This window comes from Prolixibacter bellariivorans ATCC BAA-1284 (genome assembly GCF_000621705.1).
Classification (GTDB): Bacteria; Bacteroidota; Bacteroidia; order Bacteroidales; family Prolixibacteraceae; genus Prolixibacter; species Prolixibacter bellariivorans.
Genome location: NZ_JHXO01000001.1, coordinates 314,531 through 329,307, shown reverse-complemented (window position 1 = coordinate 329,307; position 14,777 = coordinate 314,531). Strand labels below are relative to the sequence as shown.

Annotated in this window: 8 protein-coding genes and 1 tRNA gene; 4 read left to right on the top strand and 5 right to left on the bottom strand. The window is 44.7% G+C overall.

Going from position 1 to position 14,777, the window contains the following annotated elements; genetic code table 11:
- Positions 1-144: 144 nt before the first annotated feature.
- The 4 genes from mtnA (at position 145) to T426_RS0101415 (ending at position 2,778) form a co-directional block, all read left to right on the top strand.
- Positions 145-1,248 (top strand): S-methyl-5-thioribose-1-phosphate isomerase, encoded by a 1,104-nt coding sequence (gene mtnA / locus T426_RS0101430; RefSeq protein WP_025862753.1) that lies wholly within the window; start codon positions 145-147, stop codon positions 1,246-1,248.
- Positions 1,249-1,848: a class II aldolase/adducin family protein gene (locus tag T426_RS0101425; protein WP_025862752.1), complete on the top strand. Its 600-nt coding sequence runs from the start codon at positions 1,249-1,251 to the stop codon at positions 1,846-1,848.
- 37 nt (positions 1,849-1,885) lie between these two features.
- On the top strand, positions 1,886-2,632 hold the full coding sequence (mtnP, locus tag T426_RS0101420; RefSeq protein ID WP_025862751.1) for an S-methyl-5'-thioadenosine phosphorylase: 747 nt from the start codon (positions 1,886-1,888) through the stop codon (positions 2,630-2,632).
- Positions 2,633-2,704: 72 nt separating this feature from the next.
- Positions 2,705-2,778 (top strand) — tRNA-Ile (locus tag T426_RS0101415).
- Between the two features lie 217 nt (positions 2,779-2,995).
- Here the strand turns inward: T426_RS0101415 and T426_RS0101410 are convergent.
- The 5 genes from T426_RS0101410 to T426_RS0101390 form a co-directional block, all read right to left on the bottom strand.
- The gene (locus tag T426_RS0101410; RefSeq protein ID WP_025862750.1) at positions 2,996-4,252 is read right to left on the bottom strand and encodes a hypothetical protein; all 1,257 of its coding nucleotides are present in this window, start codon (positions 4,250-4,252) and stop codon (positions 2,996-2,998) included.
- A gap of 36 nt (positions 4,253-4,288) precedes the next feature.
- The gene (locus T426_RS0101405) at positions 4,289-5,959 is read right to left on the bottom strand and encodes a SusD/RagB family nutrient-binding outer membrane lipoprotein (RefSeq protein WP_025862749.1); all 1,671 of its coding nucleotides are present in this window, start codon (positions 5,957-5,959) and stop codon (positions 4,289-4,291) included.
- 41 nt (positions 5,960-6,000) lie between these two features.
- Positions 6,001-9,192, bottom strand: a complete 3,192-nt coding sequence (locus tag T426_RS0101400) for a SusC/RagA family TonB-linked outer membrane protein (protein ID WP_027585173.1) — start codon at positions 9,190-9,192, stop codon at positions 6,001-6,003.
- Positions 9,193-9,209: 17 nt separating this feature from the next.
- Entirely contained in the window at positions 9,210-10,031 is an 822-nt protein-coding gene (locus T426_RS0101395) for a glycoside hydrolase family 16 protein (protein WP_025862748.1), read from the bottom strand.
- A gap of 331 nt (positions 10,032-10,362) precedes the next feature.
- Positions 10,363-14,376 (bottom strand): hybrid sensor histidine kinase/response regulator transcription factor, encoded by a 4,014-nt coding sequence (locus tag T426_RS0101390; protein WP_036985335.1) that lies wholly within the window; start codon positions 14,374-14,376, stop codon positions 10,363-10,365.
- Between the last annotated feature and the right edge of the window lie 401 nt (positions 14,377-14,777).

The following is a 14,777-nucleotide window of genomic DNA, read 5'->3' as shown; positions in this document are numbered from 1 at the left end:
AACGCTCCGTTGAATCCGGGGCGTTTTTTTTGCTCTCACAGAATCCCTTTTTCAGGAATATGACGAAGTTCCGTGGTGCTTTCACAAAGCCTTCTTACTTTTATCCGGAGAAATTTCTCTTTAAAAAAAGCAAAACCTGCACCAGTGAGAGTTAACGATCAACATTATCATACCATTTGGGTAAACGAAAACGATGCAACCATTGTCGATGTCATCGATCAACGGCGTTTGCCCTTTTCCTTTGAGACGGTACATTTAAAAAACGAGAGCGATGCCTTCGAAGCGATCCGGAACATGACGGTCCGCGGAGCGCCTCTAATTGGTGTGACCGGTGCCTTTGGAATATACCTGGCACTTTTGCACTTCGATGAAAAAAATTCCTTGCAGGAATACCTCAACGAAAAAGCGTCCTTTCTGAAAACAGCCCGGCCAACAGCTGTCAATCTAGCCATTTTGATTGACGAAATGGTCGATGCATTAAGCGATTATGCCGATAAGGAAACAGTGGTAAAGCTCGCACTGGAAAAAGCAACAGAGCTGAAGAACCGCGAAATTTCGTGGTCGGAGCAAATCGGTGAATACGGTTGCGAGCTTATCGAAGCCATCAGTAAAAAGAAAAACGGCGCTCCGGTGAACATTCTCACACACTGCAACGCCGGCTGGCTGGCCTGCATTGATTGGGGAACGGCCACCGCTCCTATTTACAAAGCCTTCCTGAAAGGCATCCCGGTACATGTTTGGGTCGACGAAACCCGGCCGCGTAACCAGGGAGCAAGGCTCACCGCCTGGGAACTGGAACAGGAAGGTGTTCCGCATACGGTCATTCCGGACAATACCGGAGGCCACCTCATGCAACACGGGATGGTCGACATTTGTATTGTGGGTAGCGACCGAACAACAGCTACCGGCGATGTGGCCAACAAAATCGGAACCTACCTGAAAGCGTTGGCGGCGAAAGACAATCAAATTCCATTTTACGTGGCGCTACCTTCCAGCACGTTCGACTTCAATCTGAATGACGGCGTTCAGGAAATTCCCATCGAACAACGAGGAGCAAGCGAAGTGAATGAAATGGAAGGCATTTCGCCGGAAGGAGAAGTTCATACTGTTCGCATCATGCCGGAAGGTAGTCCGGTAGCCAATTACGGCTTCGATGTTACGCCGGCCCGACTGGTTACCGGCCTCATCACCGAAAGGGGCATTTGCGAAGCCAACCGCGAAAGCATATCTTCTTTATTTCAAAAATAAATGTCACAGGAAGAGGGATATATCAAATTCAACTGTCACTGGAATCAGCAAACAGTGAATTTTCCGCCGAAGGCAATAGAGCAACTAAACCATTGGCGAAGCAAACTTTATCAGCAACAGCTAATTGGCATTTATCCCGATGGGATTGGCTTTGGCAATATTTCCGTCCGGCTAAACAAGGATAATCAATTCATCGTTACAGGTTCGGCTACCGGCCAATTGGTAGAAACCACTATGGAACATTACGCCCGGGTCGATTCGTTTCGAATTGATACCAATGAAGTCTGGTGCACCGGACAAGTCAGGGCTTCCAGCGAGTCGCTATCACATGCCATCGTTTACCAGACCTTGCGGGAAGTGAATGCGGTGGTTCATGTACATGATATTAAGCGATGGGAGAAATGGAAAAATGTGCTGCCGACAACAGCTGAAACGACAGCTTACGGAACACCCGAAATGGCAATGGAAATCTCAAGGCTTCTAGCTGTTCCGGAGAACCGGGAAAAAGGAATTCTCATCATGGGTGGGCACCGGGAAGGAATGCTGGCATTTGGAAAATCGCTGGAGGAGGCTTGTGGAATTCTCCTTACTCTTGAATAACTTTATAAAACAGAAATAAAAAAACGGAAGCAAACAGATGAAGTACATTGCCATAATTGGTGGTTCAGGACTCGAAAATCCTGATATTTTGGAAGACTCGAAACGAATTGATGTGGAAACTCCTTACGGTGAACCCAGCTCTGATTTTCTCACCGGAAAAATAAACGGAGTGGATGTGGTTATCCTGTCACGACACGGGCGCGAACACACCATCCCTCCGACCCAGGTGAATAACCGGGCTAATATATGGGCCATTAAGGAACTGGGCTGCACACACATTTTATCAACCACCGCCTGTGGCAGTTTGAGAGAAGAGATAAAAAGAGGCGAGTTGGTGGTGCCTAATCAGTTCATCGATTTTACCCGGAGACGTCCGGTCACGTTCTTCGAGAAATTCAAACCTGGCAAAATGAAACATACGCCAATGGCCGATCCTTTTGACGAAGATTTACGCGCCCGCTTGTTGCAAAGCGCCGGAAAACTTGATATCAAAGCACATGACGGAGGGACGGTGATAACCATTGAGGGACCCCGTTTTTCGACACGTGCTGAATCCAAAATGTTTCAAATCTGGGGAGCGGATATTATCAACATGTCCATAGCGCCGGAAGTCATTCTGGCCAATGAATTAGGCATACCCTATGCCACCGTCGCCATGGCTACTGATTACGACAGTTGGAAAACGGATGAAACACCCGTTTCGTGGGAAGAAATTCTGAAGGTATTCAATCAGAACGTCCAAAATGTTACAAGCCTTTTAACGAAAGCCATCGCGTTAATCTAAAAACAAACAAAATGCTTGTGAAATACGGGACAAATCCTTAAAATTGCATTCCGAAATTCTAAATGAATTTCCGGGCCCATAGCTCAGTTGGTTAGAGCGGATGACTCATAATCATTAGGTCGCTGGTTCAAGCCCAGCTGGGCCCACTATTAATAAACAAGGCACTTTCAGCGATGGAAGTGCCTTGTTTATTTTCAGGTCAGCTACAACAAGTTTGACAGATTCCTACTGCTCTATCTGAGGCTCTTTCGCAATTGAAGGAAAGGCTGCCTGCATTACGCAGGCAGCCTTAATATTCGATGATAAAATTAGTAGTACTCTCTTCAGTGTTATAATCCAATGATTAAGTCTTCCTGGCGCTTATTACTGTACGGTTACCATATCCACATAGTAGCCATGCCCTACACAAAGAAATCCGGCTTCATCCTGAATTTTATTTAGGACCTCTTGTGTTAGCTGTACCTCCTTCACACCGTCTTCCGAGAATTCGATTACAGAAGTGCCTGGTAAATCATTCCACCAGCCGGTAGTGGTCCGTAACTGATGATAATCGTCTTCGGGGGCTACTGAATAGTGAATACTCAGGACTGCACCGGCTTTTAACGTGGCAAACACATCGCTGCCAATCAAGTTAAAAGTTTTGTTCGGACTATCGTCCGGAAGATCCCACGATACGTAATGGTGTCCTTGCCAGAGCACTGTGGTTGAAGAGACAGTGACTGTCTGTTCGGTAAAGACGTCCTTATCACGATAGAACTGTAAGTCTGTTCCGCTTTTTGTACTACCTGTCAGTTTATATTCCCCGTCTTCCAATTGGGGACAGGTAAGTGCGATTTCCGTGGGCGATTGCCGTGTGAACTCGGTGATAGTTTGTCCTGCGAATGTCAGTGAAGCAATCTGGTCGAGATTGATACCGGTCATTACCCATTCTCTATTCGCATTGGTCCGGTCGGCTCCTGCAGTGATAAGCGCCGTGTGTGTGACTTTGACGACGTTGCCACCATACTCGTTATTGTCATTGTCTACCAGTATTACGCGATGCTCACCTTCGGCCAGGTCGGCAGGAACTTCATATTCGATATAGGCATTGTCTTCTGAATCGACGTAAACGATATTGGTGATGGTTGTTCCATCGATGATAATGCTCTTTACGTTGCTGAGATTATTGCCATAAAGTCGAGCATTTATACCCGGCGCAATGATACGCTCGAAGCCTATTTCTGTTGCCCAAGGGTCATCCGGTAACGGATTTATTTGTACAATACCCTCGCGATAGGTCGATTTACCGGCTTCAGTTGAAACGGTTACTTTAAAATTGTATGTACCTGCTTTGAGACTGATATCAAGCATCGTTCCGGTTTGTACTTCAGTTCCGTCGATCTGCCATGAAATAGTGGTATAATCGGCCGGAGTGACTGTCAGTTCCATTGTGAGGTTGGCATCCCTGCTTATATTGGCGATGACAGGCAGTTCTCCGTTTACGCGATCCGGGAAAACGGGGTCGAGTATCCGCGGGTAGTCACCGGCGGTAGCTGTTGAGAACGGATCTTCGTTGTTGCACGCTGTGAACGTAAAACTCGCAACAAGTACAGCAAGTAGTATAAAATATATCGTTTTCATATTTCTTCTATTTACTTCTTTATTCTTATTCCGTAATTATTTATTCCACCATACGCGTGTGTGCCAGCTATCATTACCACCCATTCGGTTCAATGCGTCATCATAATTTGCTTTGTTGTATGACGATTCGAGTACCGGATAGCAAAGGCGTACCGGGATTTCAGTACCTCCGGTGAGGAACTGGCCGAAGCCGTAATCAGCAGGAGATTTAAGCGCGGGATAGCCTGAGCGGCGAACGTTGGCCCAGCACTCGGCCGGGTTGGTGAGATGGAGAATCCACGCTTGTGTGTTAATCGCTTTCTTTTTCTGCTCGTCGGTGTATCCTATGCTGATATTCGGAATGAACGTATTGAATTCGTCGTCGGATACAGCCTCACAATTATAATTATCGGTCAGAAAATCCATAGATGCCCGTACTCCTTGAATATACAGGTCATTAACAGAGGCATCCCCAACATTCCATCCTTTTAATTTGGCTTCCGCTAACAGAAATTTCACCTCTGCCGAAGTTATCACGACCCCGGGATTATCACCTTTGAGAAAATTATTGGCCAGTTTGGGTTCGGTTTCGCGAGCTACACTGGGGTTGATTGAAGGATTGGTCTTGGCAAGTTCCTTCAATATATCGCTGTCGTAACCAGTAGGCCACGGTTCCCAGGAGAAAGCTCCCGGATCACGGGGGTTAGTTTGGATACCTTTGGCGATTATCTCGTCAGTTAAGTCAATACGGTTGTCAGGACTTGTGGCACTCATAAGCCCATCGTAATAGAAGCGAGCGATTCTGAAAGTACGGGGGTCACCCGTGTTATAAAGTTCATTGTACAAGGTAGAACAGAGATAGCTGGGATTATTGGCAGGGTCATTACCGAAGAGTAACTGCGATAAGGCATTACCCCGATAATCGGAATAAGCTTCCTGTCCAAAGCTGAACGAAATATCCATGTATTTGATAAGTGCATCGTCGCTGGCGTTCTCCAGGATTCCGCCATCAGCTTGCAGTGCTTTTTCAAACTCTTCCTGAGCTTTTTGCGGTGCGACATCGGAGATTCGCATAGCAAAGCGCAGACGAAGAGAATTGCCCAGTTTCTTCCATTTTGCGATGTCTCCTTTATAAATAACGTCACCCGTAATTCTGTCTTTGCTGGCGTCAAAGTTTGCAACAGCAGTACTTAACTCCAGAAAGAAATCATTGTATATTTCTTCCTGCGTATCATAACGGGGATTGAACTTTCCTTCGAGAAAACCCTTGCCAGCTTCGCTGTAAGGTGCATCACCATAAATGTCCGTGATAATAGACATGAGATAGACTCTGTATATACGCAAGGCTGAATTAATATTCACCTTTAGGGAATCGTTAGCAGTCTGGTATTCCGCATCCGTGATGTTTTTGATGGCCATTGGATAAAACGATGTCCAGATACGGCTCATCTCACTATTATCTTGTGTGTGACGTCCTCCATAATTTGTGGTATTCCAACATCCCATTAGCTGTTGATTGAATGCGTAGAGATAGTTGCGATAGATCTCGACCATACCCAAGTCGCCATAAGTTTGCAACTGTGCAGTAGTAAGTTGGGCATTGGGGTCAATAGAGGCAGCCTTCGAGGGGTCGGTGTTCATGTCTTCCATGTACTTATCACTGCAAGCAGTAAAGAACAGCACAGAGGTCACCAACATTATAACAATATAGGATAGATTGTATTTCATTGTATTATATTCTTTGTGAATGAATTAAACTTTAAATTCATTTAGAATTTAACATTTACATTGAACCCATAGTTTCTACGCGATGGTAATGAGCCATACTCTAAGCCCATACCAGTCGTGTTGTTGTAATTGGAATCCGGATCGATGTTCGGAATGTTTTTCCATATGATAAATGGGTTACGTGCAACAAATGAGAGATTGAGACTTTTTACAACATTTCTCAACAAGTATTTTGGAACACTATAACTCAGCGTTAATTCGCGTAATTTCACATACGAGTTGTCAAAAACAAACATTGACGGCGCATTGCGGCTTACACTCATCCAGTAATCCTCGGGGTTGATATAAATGTCATTGGGACGATAAGTGCCGTCGCCATTGTCAATTACGCCGGGAGCGATAAACCCTCCAGTTGGAGTCCAATCGGAAGAGCCTTTGGCGATGCCGGCAGCCTGACGTTGTTCTTCGGATTGGTACCATCCTTCACGTCCGGCAAGTGTTTTTTTGCTCTTGCCCGATTCATAAGACGCACGGGCAGACATGGAGTAGAGGTCTGCTCCCACTTTTACATCAAAGACGGCAGACAGCGACAGCCTTTTGTAAGTCAAGGTCGTAGTTGCACCTCCGGTCCAGTCCCAAGATGCATTCCCCAGCACATGATTGCTCTTGTCATATTGAGGCAATCCAGTCTGCGGATCGATGAGTATATCTCCATTGTCATTGTATTTAAAGTCAGGTCCTACAATCGAACCAAAATCCTCGCCGACCTTGGCAGCCACCTGAACATCGAGCCAAGGAGCTTTTTCCAATTCAAACATATCCATATTGTCGACGAGCCTTTTTACTTTGTTGCTATTCTTCGCGAAGTTCAGATTTAAATCCCAGGAGAAGTCTTTGGTTTCAATGGGACGTGTATTGAGGGCTATTTCTACACCTTTATTCTCAATTTCGCCGGCATTGATCAGTCGGTAGTTGTAGCCTGATGTCCAGGAATTGGCCATTCCCATAATCTGGTTTTTGCTGGTCTGTGTATAGTAGGTAAAATCAACGCCAACCCGATTATTTAGAAACTTTGTATCCAGACCTATCTCAAAAGAGTTTGTTTTTGTCGGTTTTAAGTCCTTGTTTGGAATCGTGTTGTTGTTGATATAGCCGATGGTGTAGCCTGGATAAGTAAATTTAGACTTGGTATATACCAGCCCTAACTGGTAGGGGTCAGTATCGCTACCTACCTGGGCCCACGACATACGGAGCTTTCCGTAAGGCATGATTTTCTTTAACTGAGCGAGTTCGGAGAACACAAAGCTGCCTGAAAAAGAGGGATAGACATAGATGTTGTTGCTGGTAGGAAGGGTCGATGACTGGTCGCCGCGCAGCGTGGCATCCAAATAGAGCATGTGTTTCCAACCCAGATTGGCAGCACCATAGACCGAGTTGATTTGCTTGCGGTAACTACTTGGCTCTACGCTGATTTCATTAAAGCTCATCAATGCTACTACGTCACGAATTTGCATATCCTGAGCAGTGGTGACAGTGGTTTTGTTATCCACCTTGTACACATTACCTCCGAGGGTACCATTAAGGTCGAAATCTCCCCAGCTATTGTTGTAAAGGGCGAGTAGCTCAAAATTATACATCCGGTTTTGAAAAGAACTGTTTTGAAGGCGTCCTGCTTCAAAACCTGGCGTGGTAGGGGCTTTATAGTCTTCGAAAGTAAACCAGTTGAGTTCGGCGCCCGCTGTTCCCTGTAACTTCATATGCTTATTGATATTCCAGGCAGCCTTTCCGCTGAAGCGAAATTGATCTTTCTTCGAGTCGTTGGTATTTTTATAGACATCCCAATAGGGATTCACATTGTAGGGATCCATGCCATTCCAGTTGGCATACTCGCCATTTTCATCCTGGTAGGTTTTTAGCCATCGTTGGTCATAGGTGGTGGCCAGTGTCATCAGGTTTTTACCAATGTTCGACTTGCTATCGCCTAGCGCGGGACGATTTCTTACGGCCTCTCGCGTGTAGTTAACATTGAAATCAAAATCCACCTTGTCCAGCGAAGTATTCGCACGCAGGTTAAAGATGTTACGGCTCATATGGGTTTTCGGAACAATGTCTTTGTTGCGCATGTCGGTATAAGTGAAGCGCACGCCGTTATTACCACTGGTTGAGCTGATGATGGCACTATTAGTGGCTGTAAAACCTGTACGGAAAAAGCCCGAGGTATTGTTAGGAATAATGAGGTAAGGCCGCTCTACGCCGTCAAAGTATTTCAGTGAGTTGCTTCCATCAGCTTTCGCACCCCAACTTTTATTGGTATTGGATACAGCATCGATACTATAGGTTCCGTTGCTGCCCATACCATAGACCTGTTGTATGTCGTTCCATTTGGCAAGTTGCGTATCAAAAGTCATCGTTCCGTTGTATTCGACATCGAAACTGTTCTTGCCTTCGGCTTTTTTGGTGGTAATCAGGATGACACCATGGCTGGCACGGCTGCCATAAAGAGCGGATGCAGCAGGACCTTTAAGTACAGATATGTTTTCGATATCATCGGGGTTGATGCCTGAAATACCATCGCCAAGGTCGAAACCACCAGATGTACCGGCACTGCCGTAATTGGTGTTGTCGAGGGGAACGCCATCGATCACATACAAAGGCTGATTATTCCCGGTCATTTCGGTGTTACCGCGCAGGAGAACACGGGTGGATCCAGATGGACCGCCTGCGGTTTGACTCACGATCAGCCCGGGCACGCGACCTGCCATTGAATTAATGACATTGGTTTCCTTGGCCTTTGTAAAGGCGTCGCCATTTACTTCGGCCACGTTATAGCCCAGTGCTTTGCGTTCCCTTTTGATCCCCAGAGCAGTAACAACCACGTCGTCAACCATTTTGCTGTCTTCTTCTAAAACAATATCCAGCGGAGCCTGACCGACCGCTACTTCCTGGCTTTTATAACCGATATAACTAATGATAAGAGTGGCTCCCGGACGGACACTTAGGCTGAACTTACCTTCTTCATTGGTTATCGTCCCATTGCTGAGATTTCCTTTCTCAACAACAGTTGCTCCAATGATGGTGCCATGAGCATCCCTCACCACTCCTGTAGCTTTGAGTTCTTGTTGTTCTGTAGCGGAATCATTTAATCCTGCCGCTTTCATTTGGAATACGCTTCCAAACAGGCAGACAGCTAATAGTCCGCAAAACAAAATGTATTTGTTAGCTTTTATTTTCATAGGATTTATAGTTAAGATTAATAGATTTTCACCCAGTCAATATACATGTTCACCTTTTCACCGTCTTTTAAAGCCGTAATTTCGTTTATGTCGGAGATGCCGGTAAAAGAACCACCTACGGCAAGATTAAATAAGATGAAGAAATTGTCGTGGAAATACGCAGAGCGTCCGCTGGTTTCGCTAATGTCGAACGAATGAAATTTTATATTATCAACCGATACTGTCAGGCGATCTTCGTTCCAGTCTAAGGTATAGACATGGTATTGGCCGTCCTGTAAACTGTGGGAGACGTTTGCAGCCTGGTATTCTTGCTGATGTCCGGGGCCGGCATCAGTTCCGTAGTGGATCGCTGTGTTCAGGAATGTTTCGGTTGTAGCTTCGGTAATTCCATTACGTTCGCCCATCTCCATAATATCTATTTCTCCGCATTGCGGCCATGACTTTCCGTTGTCTCCCATCATCCAGAAAGCCGGCCAAAGTCCGTTAGCGGTTTTGGGAAGCTTAATACTTGCCTCTATCTTTTTATATTTGAAGTTCTTTTTCCCCTTGGTATTTACACGTCCGGAGTAGATTTTATTGCCTTTACGCTCGGCTGTTAAAATCAGCACTGATTTACCTTCGTCGGTACCCACGGAAACATGCGCTGCATCGTAAGCTTGCAGTTCCTGGTTTACCCATCCGGCTTCATGCACTTCTTTGGTCCAGATATTCTCATCAAAAGATTCAAAATCGTCTTTGAAAAAGAAATTCCCTTGTTCTCTTGTACCCACATCATCGTTTGATGAGCAGGATTGTTGCATCAAACATACCAAGAGCAGTAAGACTGCCGTTTTTTTCATATTACAACTGTTTGGATTAGACTTGTTTCTTTGGCTGTTTTGAGTTAGGCCGGAATTAAACATCTCCCGGAAGCGCATTCGGAAGATCGTTTTTTCCTTTTGTTCAAAATAGCAGCGTAAAAATGGGAATAGCAGGTAAAAACGATGGTTTGATAGCTGACAAATAAGGTTTGATTCCAGACAATTTTTCGATCACACCCTGTGCAAGGGGGCTTTCAGTCGTTTTTTGCCTGTAGAAGGAGCTGTAAAATCGGATTTTTTGTGAATTAAGAAGCGGCAATAACGTTACGTTGTCATCAATCTGACAAAAAAGGGCCAGAGCCTTAATTCGCTATGAAGCTGAATCGGATTGATTGTATTTGCTGGGTTGTATGCCAAATTGTTTCTTAAACAACGAACTAAAGTATTTTGTATTTACAAATCCGGTGTCTGCGGCAACTTCTGTCACGCTTCTACCGTCTTTCAATAGTTCGGCTGCTTTCTGAAGCCGGATGATACGTATAAACTCTTGTGGCCCTTTCCCTGTCAGCGATTTTAGGCGGCTGTAAAAAAGGGTCCGGCTCATGGCCATTTCCTGACAAAGGGTATTGATGTTGAAATCAATATTACTCATGTTCGCGATGACAAGTTGAGACGCTCGTATGATAAACTGACGATCACTTTCCGATAGCATATCCGAAGCCGCTTCATCCGTCTTATTGTCGTCAGTTTTTGTGATTATCTCGTGGCTTTCATTATTATTCGGGCGTCCTTTTTCTGCTTCAACCTGTAAAATAGCTTGCCGCATGAAGAAATCCCGTTGTCTGTTTCTGTTGGCAATCAGGCTCTGTACTTTCAGTCTCAGAATCTCTGTGCTGAAAGGTTTGGGAATATAGTCGTCTGCGCCTTTCTTTAATCCTTCAACAGTAGCATCATGACTAACTTTTGCAGTAAGCAGGATAAAAGGTATGCCCGATGTGTCCGGATTTTCTTTGACCAGCCTGCAAAGCTCATCTCCTTGTATGCCCGGCATCATGACGTCGGATAGGATCAGGTCTGGGTATTCGTTTGAGAGGTATGTGAGAGCTTCTTGCCCGTCAGAAACGTCAACCACCCGGTAGTCGTTCTCAAAAGTTTTACGCAGGTAATAGCGGAGGGCTTCGTGATCTTCCACGATAAGCAATGTATCTTTTCCTGTTTGCCGGCTTACGCGGCGTGTCTTGCTTGCTTTTTGTTCTGCAGCATCTGTCGTTTTCGGGAACATACGTTCTCTGGCGGTAACAGCTTCCTTAGAGACGGAGGTAGGAATCGTATACGTTCTTGGCAGTGTTACCGTAAAGGTGCTGCCTTTGTTCTCTTCGGATTGAAAAGTGATCTTTCCATGTAGTATTTTTATTATCCGGCGTGCCTGTAAGAGTCCAAAACCTGTTCCGCCTTCGTTCGATTTTTGCGTATTTTCGGCTCTGTAAACATCCGTAAACAAGTGTTTCTTTGCCTTTTGGGGAATGCCAATGCCACTGTCTTTGATTTCTATAATGGCTTTTCGTTTTGTGTAATTTAAACTTATGCGGACATCACCCTGCGGCATCGTATACTTAATAGCATTGGAGACGAGATTGTCCAGCAGTATCTCTACAATATGCAAATCTGCCAGAATGTAAACGTCTTCATCGGGCAACGAAAGACTTAAATGCAATTGTTTCTTGTCGCACATTGGCTGGAAACCGGCAATCTCTTCTGCAAGGATATCGTTGAGATTTAATGGAGTTAATACAATCTGTTGCTTATGGGTGTCTGCTTTTTCAAATTCGAGTAGCTGAGTGATGAGTTTATAGAGCTTGTTCGTGTTGCTGTGGGCCAGTTCCAGGAGGTAAAGGGCTTTGTCCGAGAGCCCCTTCTCCTTATACAGGTCGTCCAAAGGTGCCATAACAAGTGTTACAGGTGTCCTGATGTCATGTGCAGTATCAATGAAGAACCTTATTTTGTCTTCATCGTACCGTTTCTGAAGCTGATTGCTCTTATAACGCCAAATAAAGGACAAGACAATACCTGCGACGCAAATGTAAACCATCCATGCCCACCACGAATTCCACCAGGGTTGAGCGACTTTTACAACAAGTGTTCGTTCGGATATCGTTTTCCCATTATTCCGGCGCAAGCTGCGTACTTTGAGAAGATAAGAACCCGGAGATACATTGGTGTACCTCACCATACCATTGGACGATAGGCTACTCCATGATTTATCGTATCCTTCCAAAATATACTGGTATGCGATGTCACGCTGAAAGCGGTAATTGATCGACTCAAAGGTGACTGAGAATGAGTTGTGATTGTAGTCAAGTTCAACCACGCCTTTAGTCAGCATGTCATAGATTGCAGGACGTAAACGCTTTTCTTCATCAGCAGTCAAATAATCTATTGTCAAGCCGGTAAATCTCAGTTGAGCCTGATAGTTTGTCATGGTTATCGCGTCGGGCGTGACTAAGACAGCGCCGTTTGTACTGCCGTAGGCAAATCTCCCGTCTGTCAGCCGTGCAAAAGAAGATTTGTTATATTCTTTGTCGATGTCACCCAAATAATTGAGGTTCGATACCTGAAAGTTCTCGATTAGTGCAAGTCCTTTTCCCGTACTTACCCACAGACGTCCTCTGGCATCTCGTTGCAGGCTGTACACGTCGTTAGACGGAAGACCGTCCTGCATGGTGAATATCCTCGACTTCCGGGTTCGCATATCATACAGATTTAGCCCGCCCCCTTCTGTCCCCAGCCATACAGTGCTGTCACCATTAAAAAGCATGGATATGATATAGGCACTAACATTTTGTTCGTGATATTCCTGAGACGTTGCATAGCGTTGGATTTCTCCGGTACGTTTATTCACCAGGCAGAACCCATTCACCGTGGCTACGGCTATTTCGTCATTATTTATCACCTCTATGGAATGAATCCACTTAATATCGTATGTTCGTTCAGGGCGTCCTTGTTTATCCATCATCAGCAGTTGTCCATCCAGGCCACCCACCCATAAGTTCCCGTCTGTATCTTGTTTGAGCGCAAAAACATAGTTTGTTGTAAGTCCTCCCTGCTGTTTGGTAAGATGACGGACGACCTGTTTCCGGCTGTTCAGAAGGTAGATGCCGTCTCCGTAAGTTCCTGCCCACACTGAACCATCCTCCCCTTTGCATAGGGCAACTACTACGACACCCTTTAACTCTTGACTCCACAGATGCGAAGATTTGTTGCGGATGCTAATTCCGAAGTCAGTGGCAAACCATAGATTTCTGTTGGCATCCTCTTCGATATCATTGATATTGTTATTTGCCAATGATTGCGGATTTCCCCTTTGATGCGTTAATATCGTAATCGGATATTTCAAGAGAATGGCAACGGATACACCCCCGGTGTAACTTCCTATCCAAATGTTTCCCTGGTTGTCTTTGGTGACGGCATAGATCCCGTTGCTTGGTAAGAAAATATCGGTACTATCTTCTGTACTCATAAGCAGATGGCACTTTTTCGAGTCTCGGTCAACTGCGTACACTCCTCCTCCGTCTATTCCTACCAGCAGTGTATTCGTGTCATAGCTCGTAATCGCTCTTATCGGGTTCAGAAAACCGGAGCTTTGTTCTTTCAGATGGAGCAGGTCAGAAGTGTTTAGATTCATCACCCACAGGCCATTGTTGAAAGTACCTATCCAAAGTTCATGGCCGTTTACGTTGTGGTATAGCGTCTGTACATCTTTTCCTTTTAGCAGCCAATGCGCTTTGTCTAAATGCGCGTACGAAAGCTGTAACACCCCAGTGGATGTACCAACAAAAAGCGATTCGCCTGTAGATATAATGTCATTTACATATTGTCCGCTTATGACCGGAGTGATCGGTTTATCAGCTTCTTTCTTATATAGCCCTTTGCTAAGCCCCAACCATAATGTTCCGTTTTGATCCAGGCACAACTTGTTTAAAATGATTTCTTCGTTGATGTATTGGGCCAGGTACATGTACTGTTCGAAACTGTCATCTTGGATAGAATAACGATAGATTCTCCCAGTATTGTCGTATGCCCATAGTCCGTAATGTTTGTCGTACAGCAAACGAAGTGTACGCCCGCCCATGTCGCCATAGTAAAAGTTGCCTGATAACGTATAGCTTTTTATGGTATTGCCGTTATAGCGATCTATTCCTGCTTTTGTAGCAATCCACATTGCGCTGTTCTGATCTTCAACAATCGAAAAGACGCGTTGACTGCTGAGACCTTCCGAATAGCCGATATGCCTAATGTCGAATATGTTATTGGTCAATTCAGCCTTGACGGCAATGACTACAGTCGACAATATAATAGTAATGATATATCTCAACAGTATTCTCATAACACAAACTCCACAAATGCATGATAATGAATAATGGGGTTAAGAAATTTCGATGTCTTTAATATCGTACAAATACTTAAGCCATATATGCTAAATCATATTGCAAAAATAACTATTTCACATCAGAACATACTGTTATGTAGTAGTTCTTTTAGTTATAAAAAAAGAAAGCATTCCGATATTCTAGATTAAAACAAACTATAGTGGTTTTTTAAGGATTTATTCAACCACTTGAAAAGAAATATTAAATCTGATATTATCGGATTCGAGAGCATTTAATAAATAGTTCGATACTTGCCCAGCTGGGCCCACATCAAAGGGAAATACTTCGTCTGTTTCCCTTCTTTCTTTTCCGAAAACTTTACATTATCAATTATTTTTAATACTCCCCGAATGCTGTA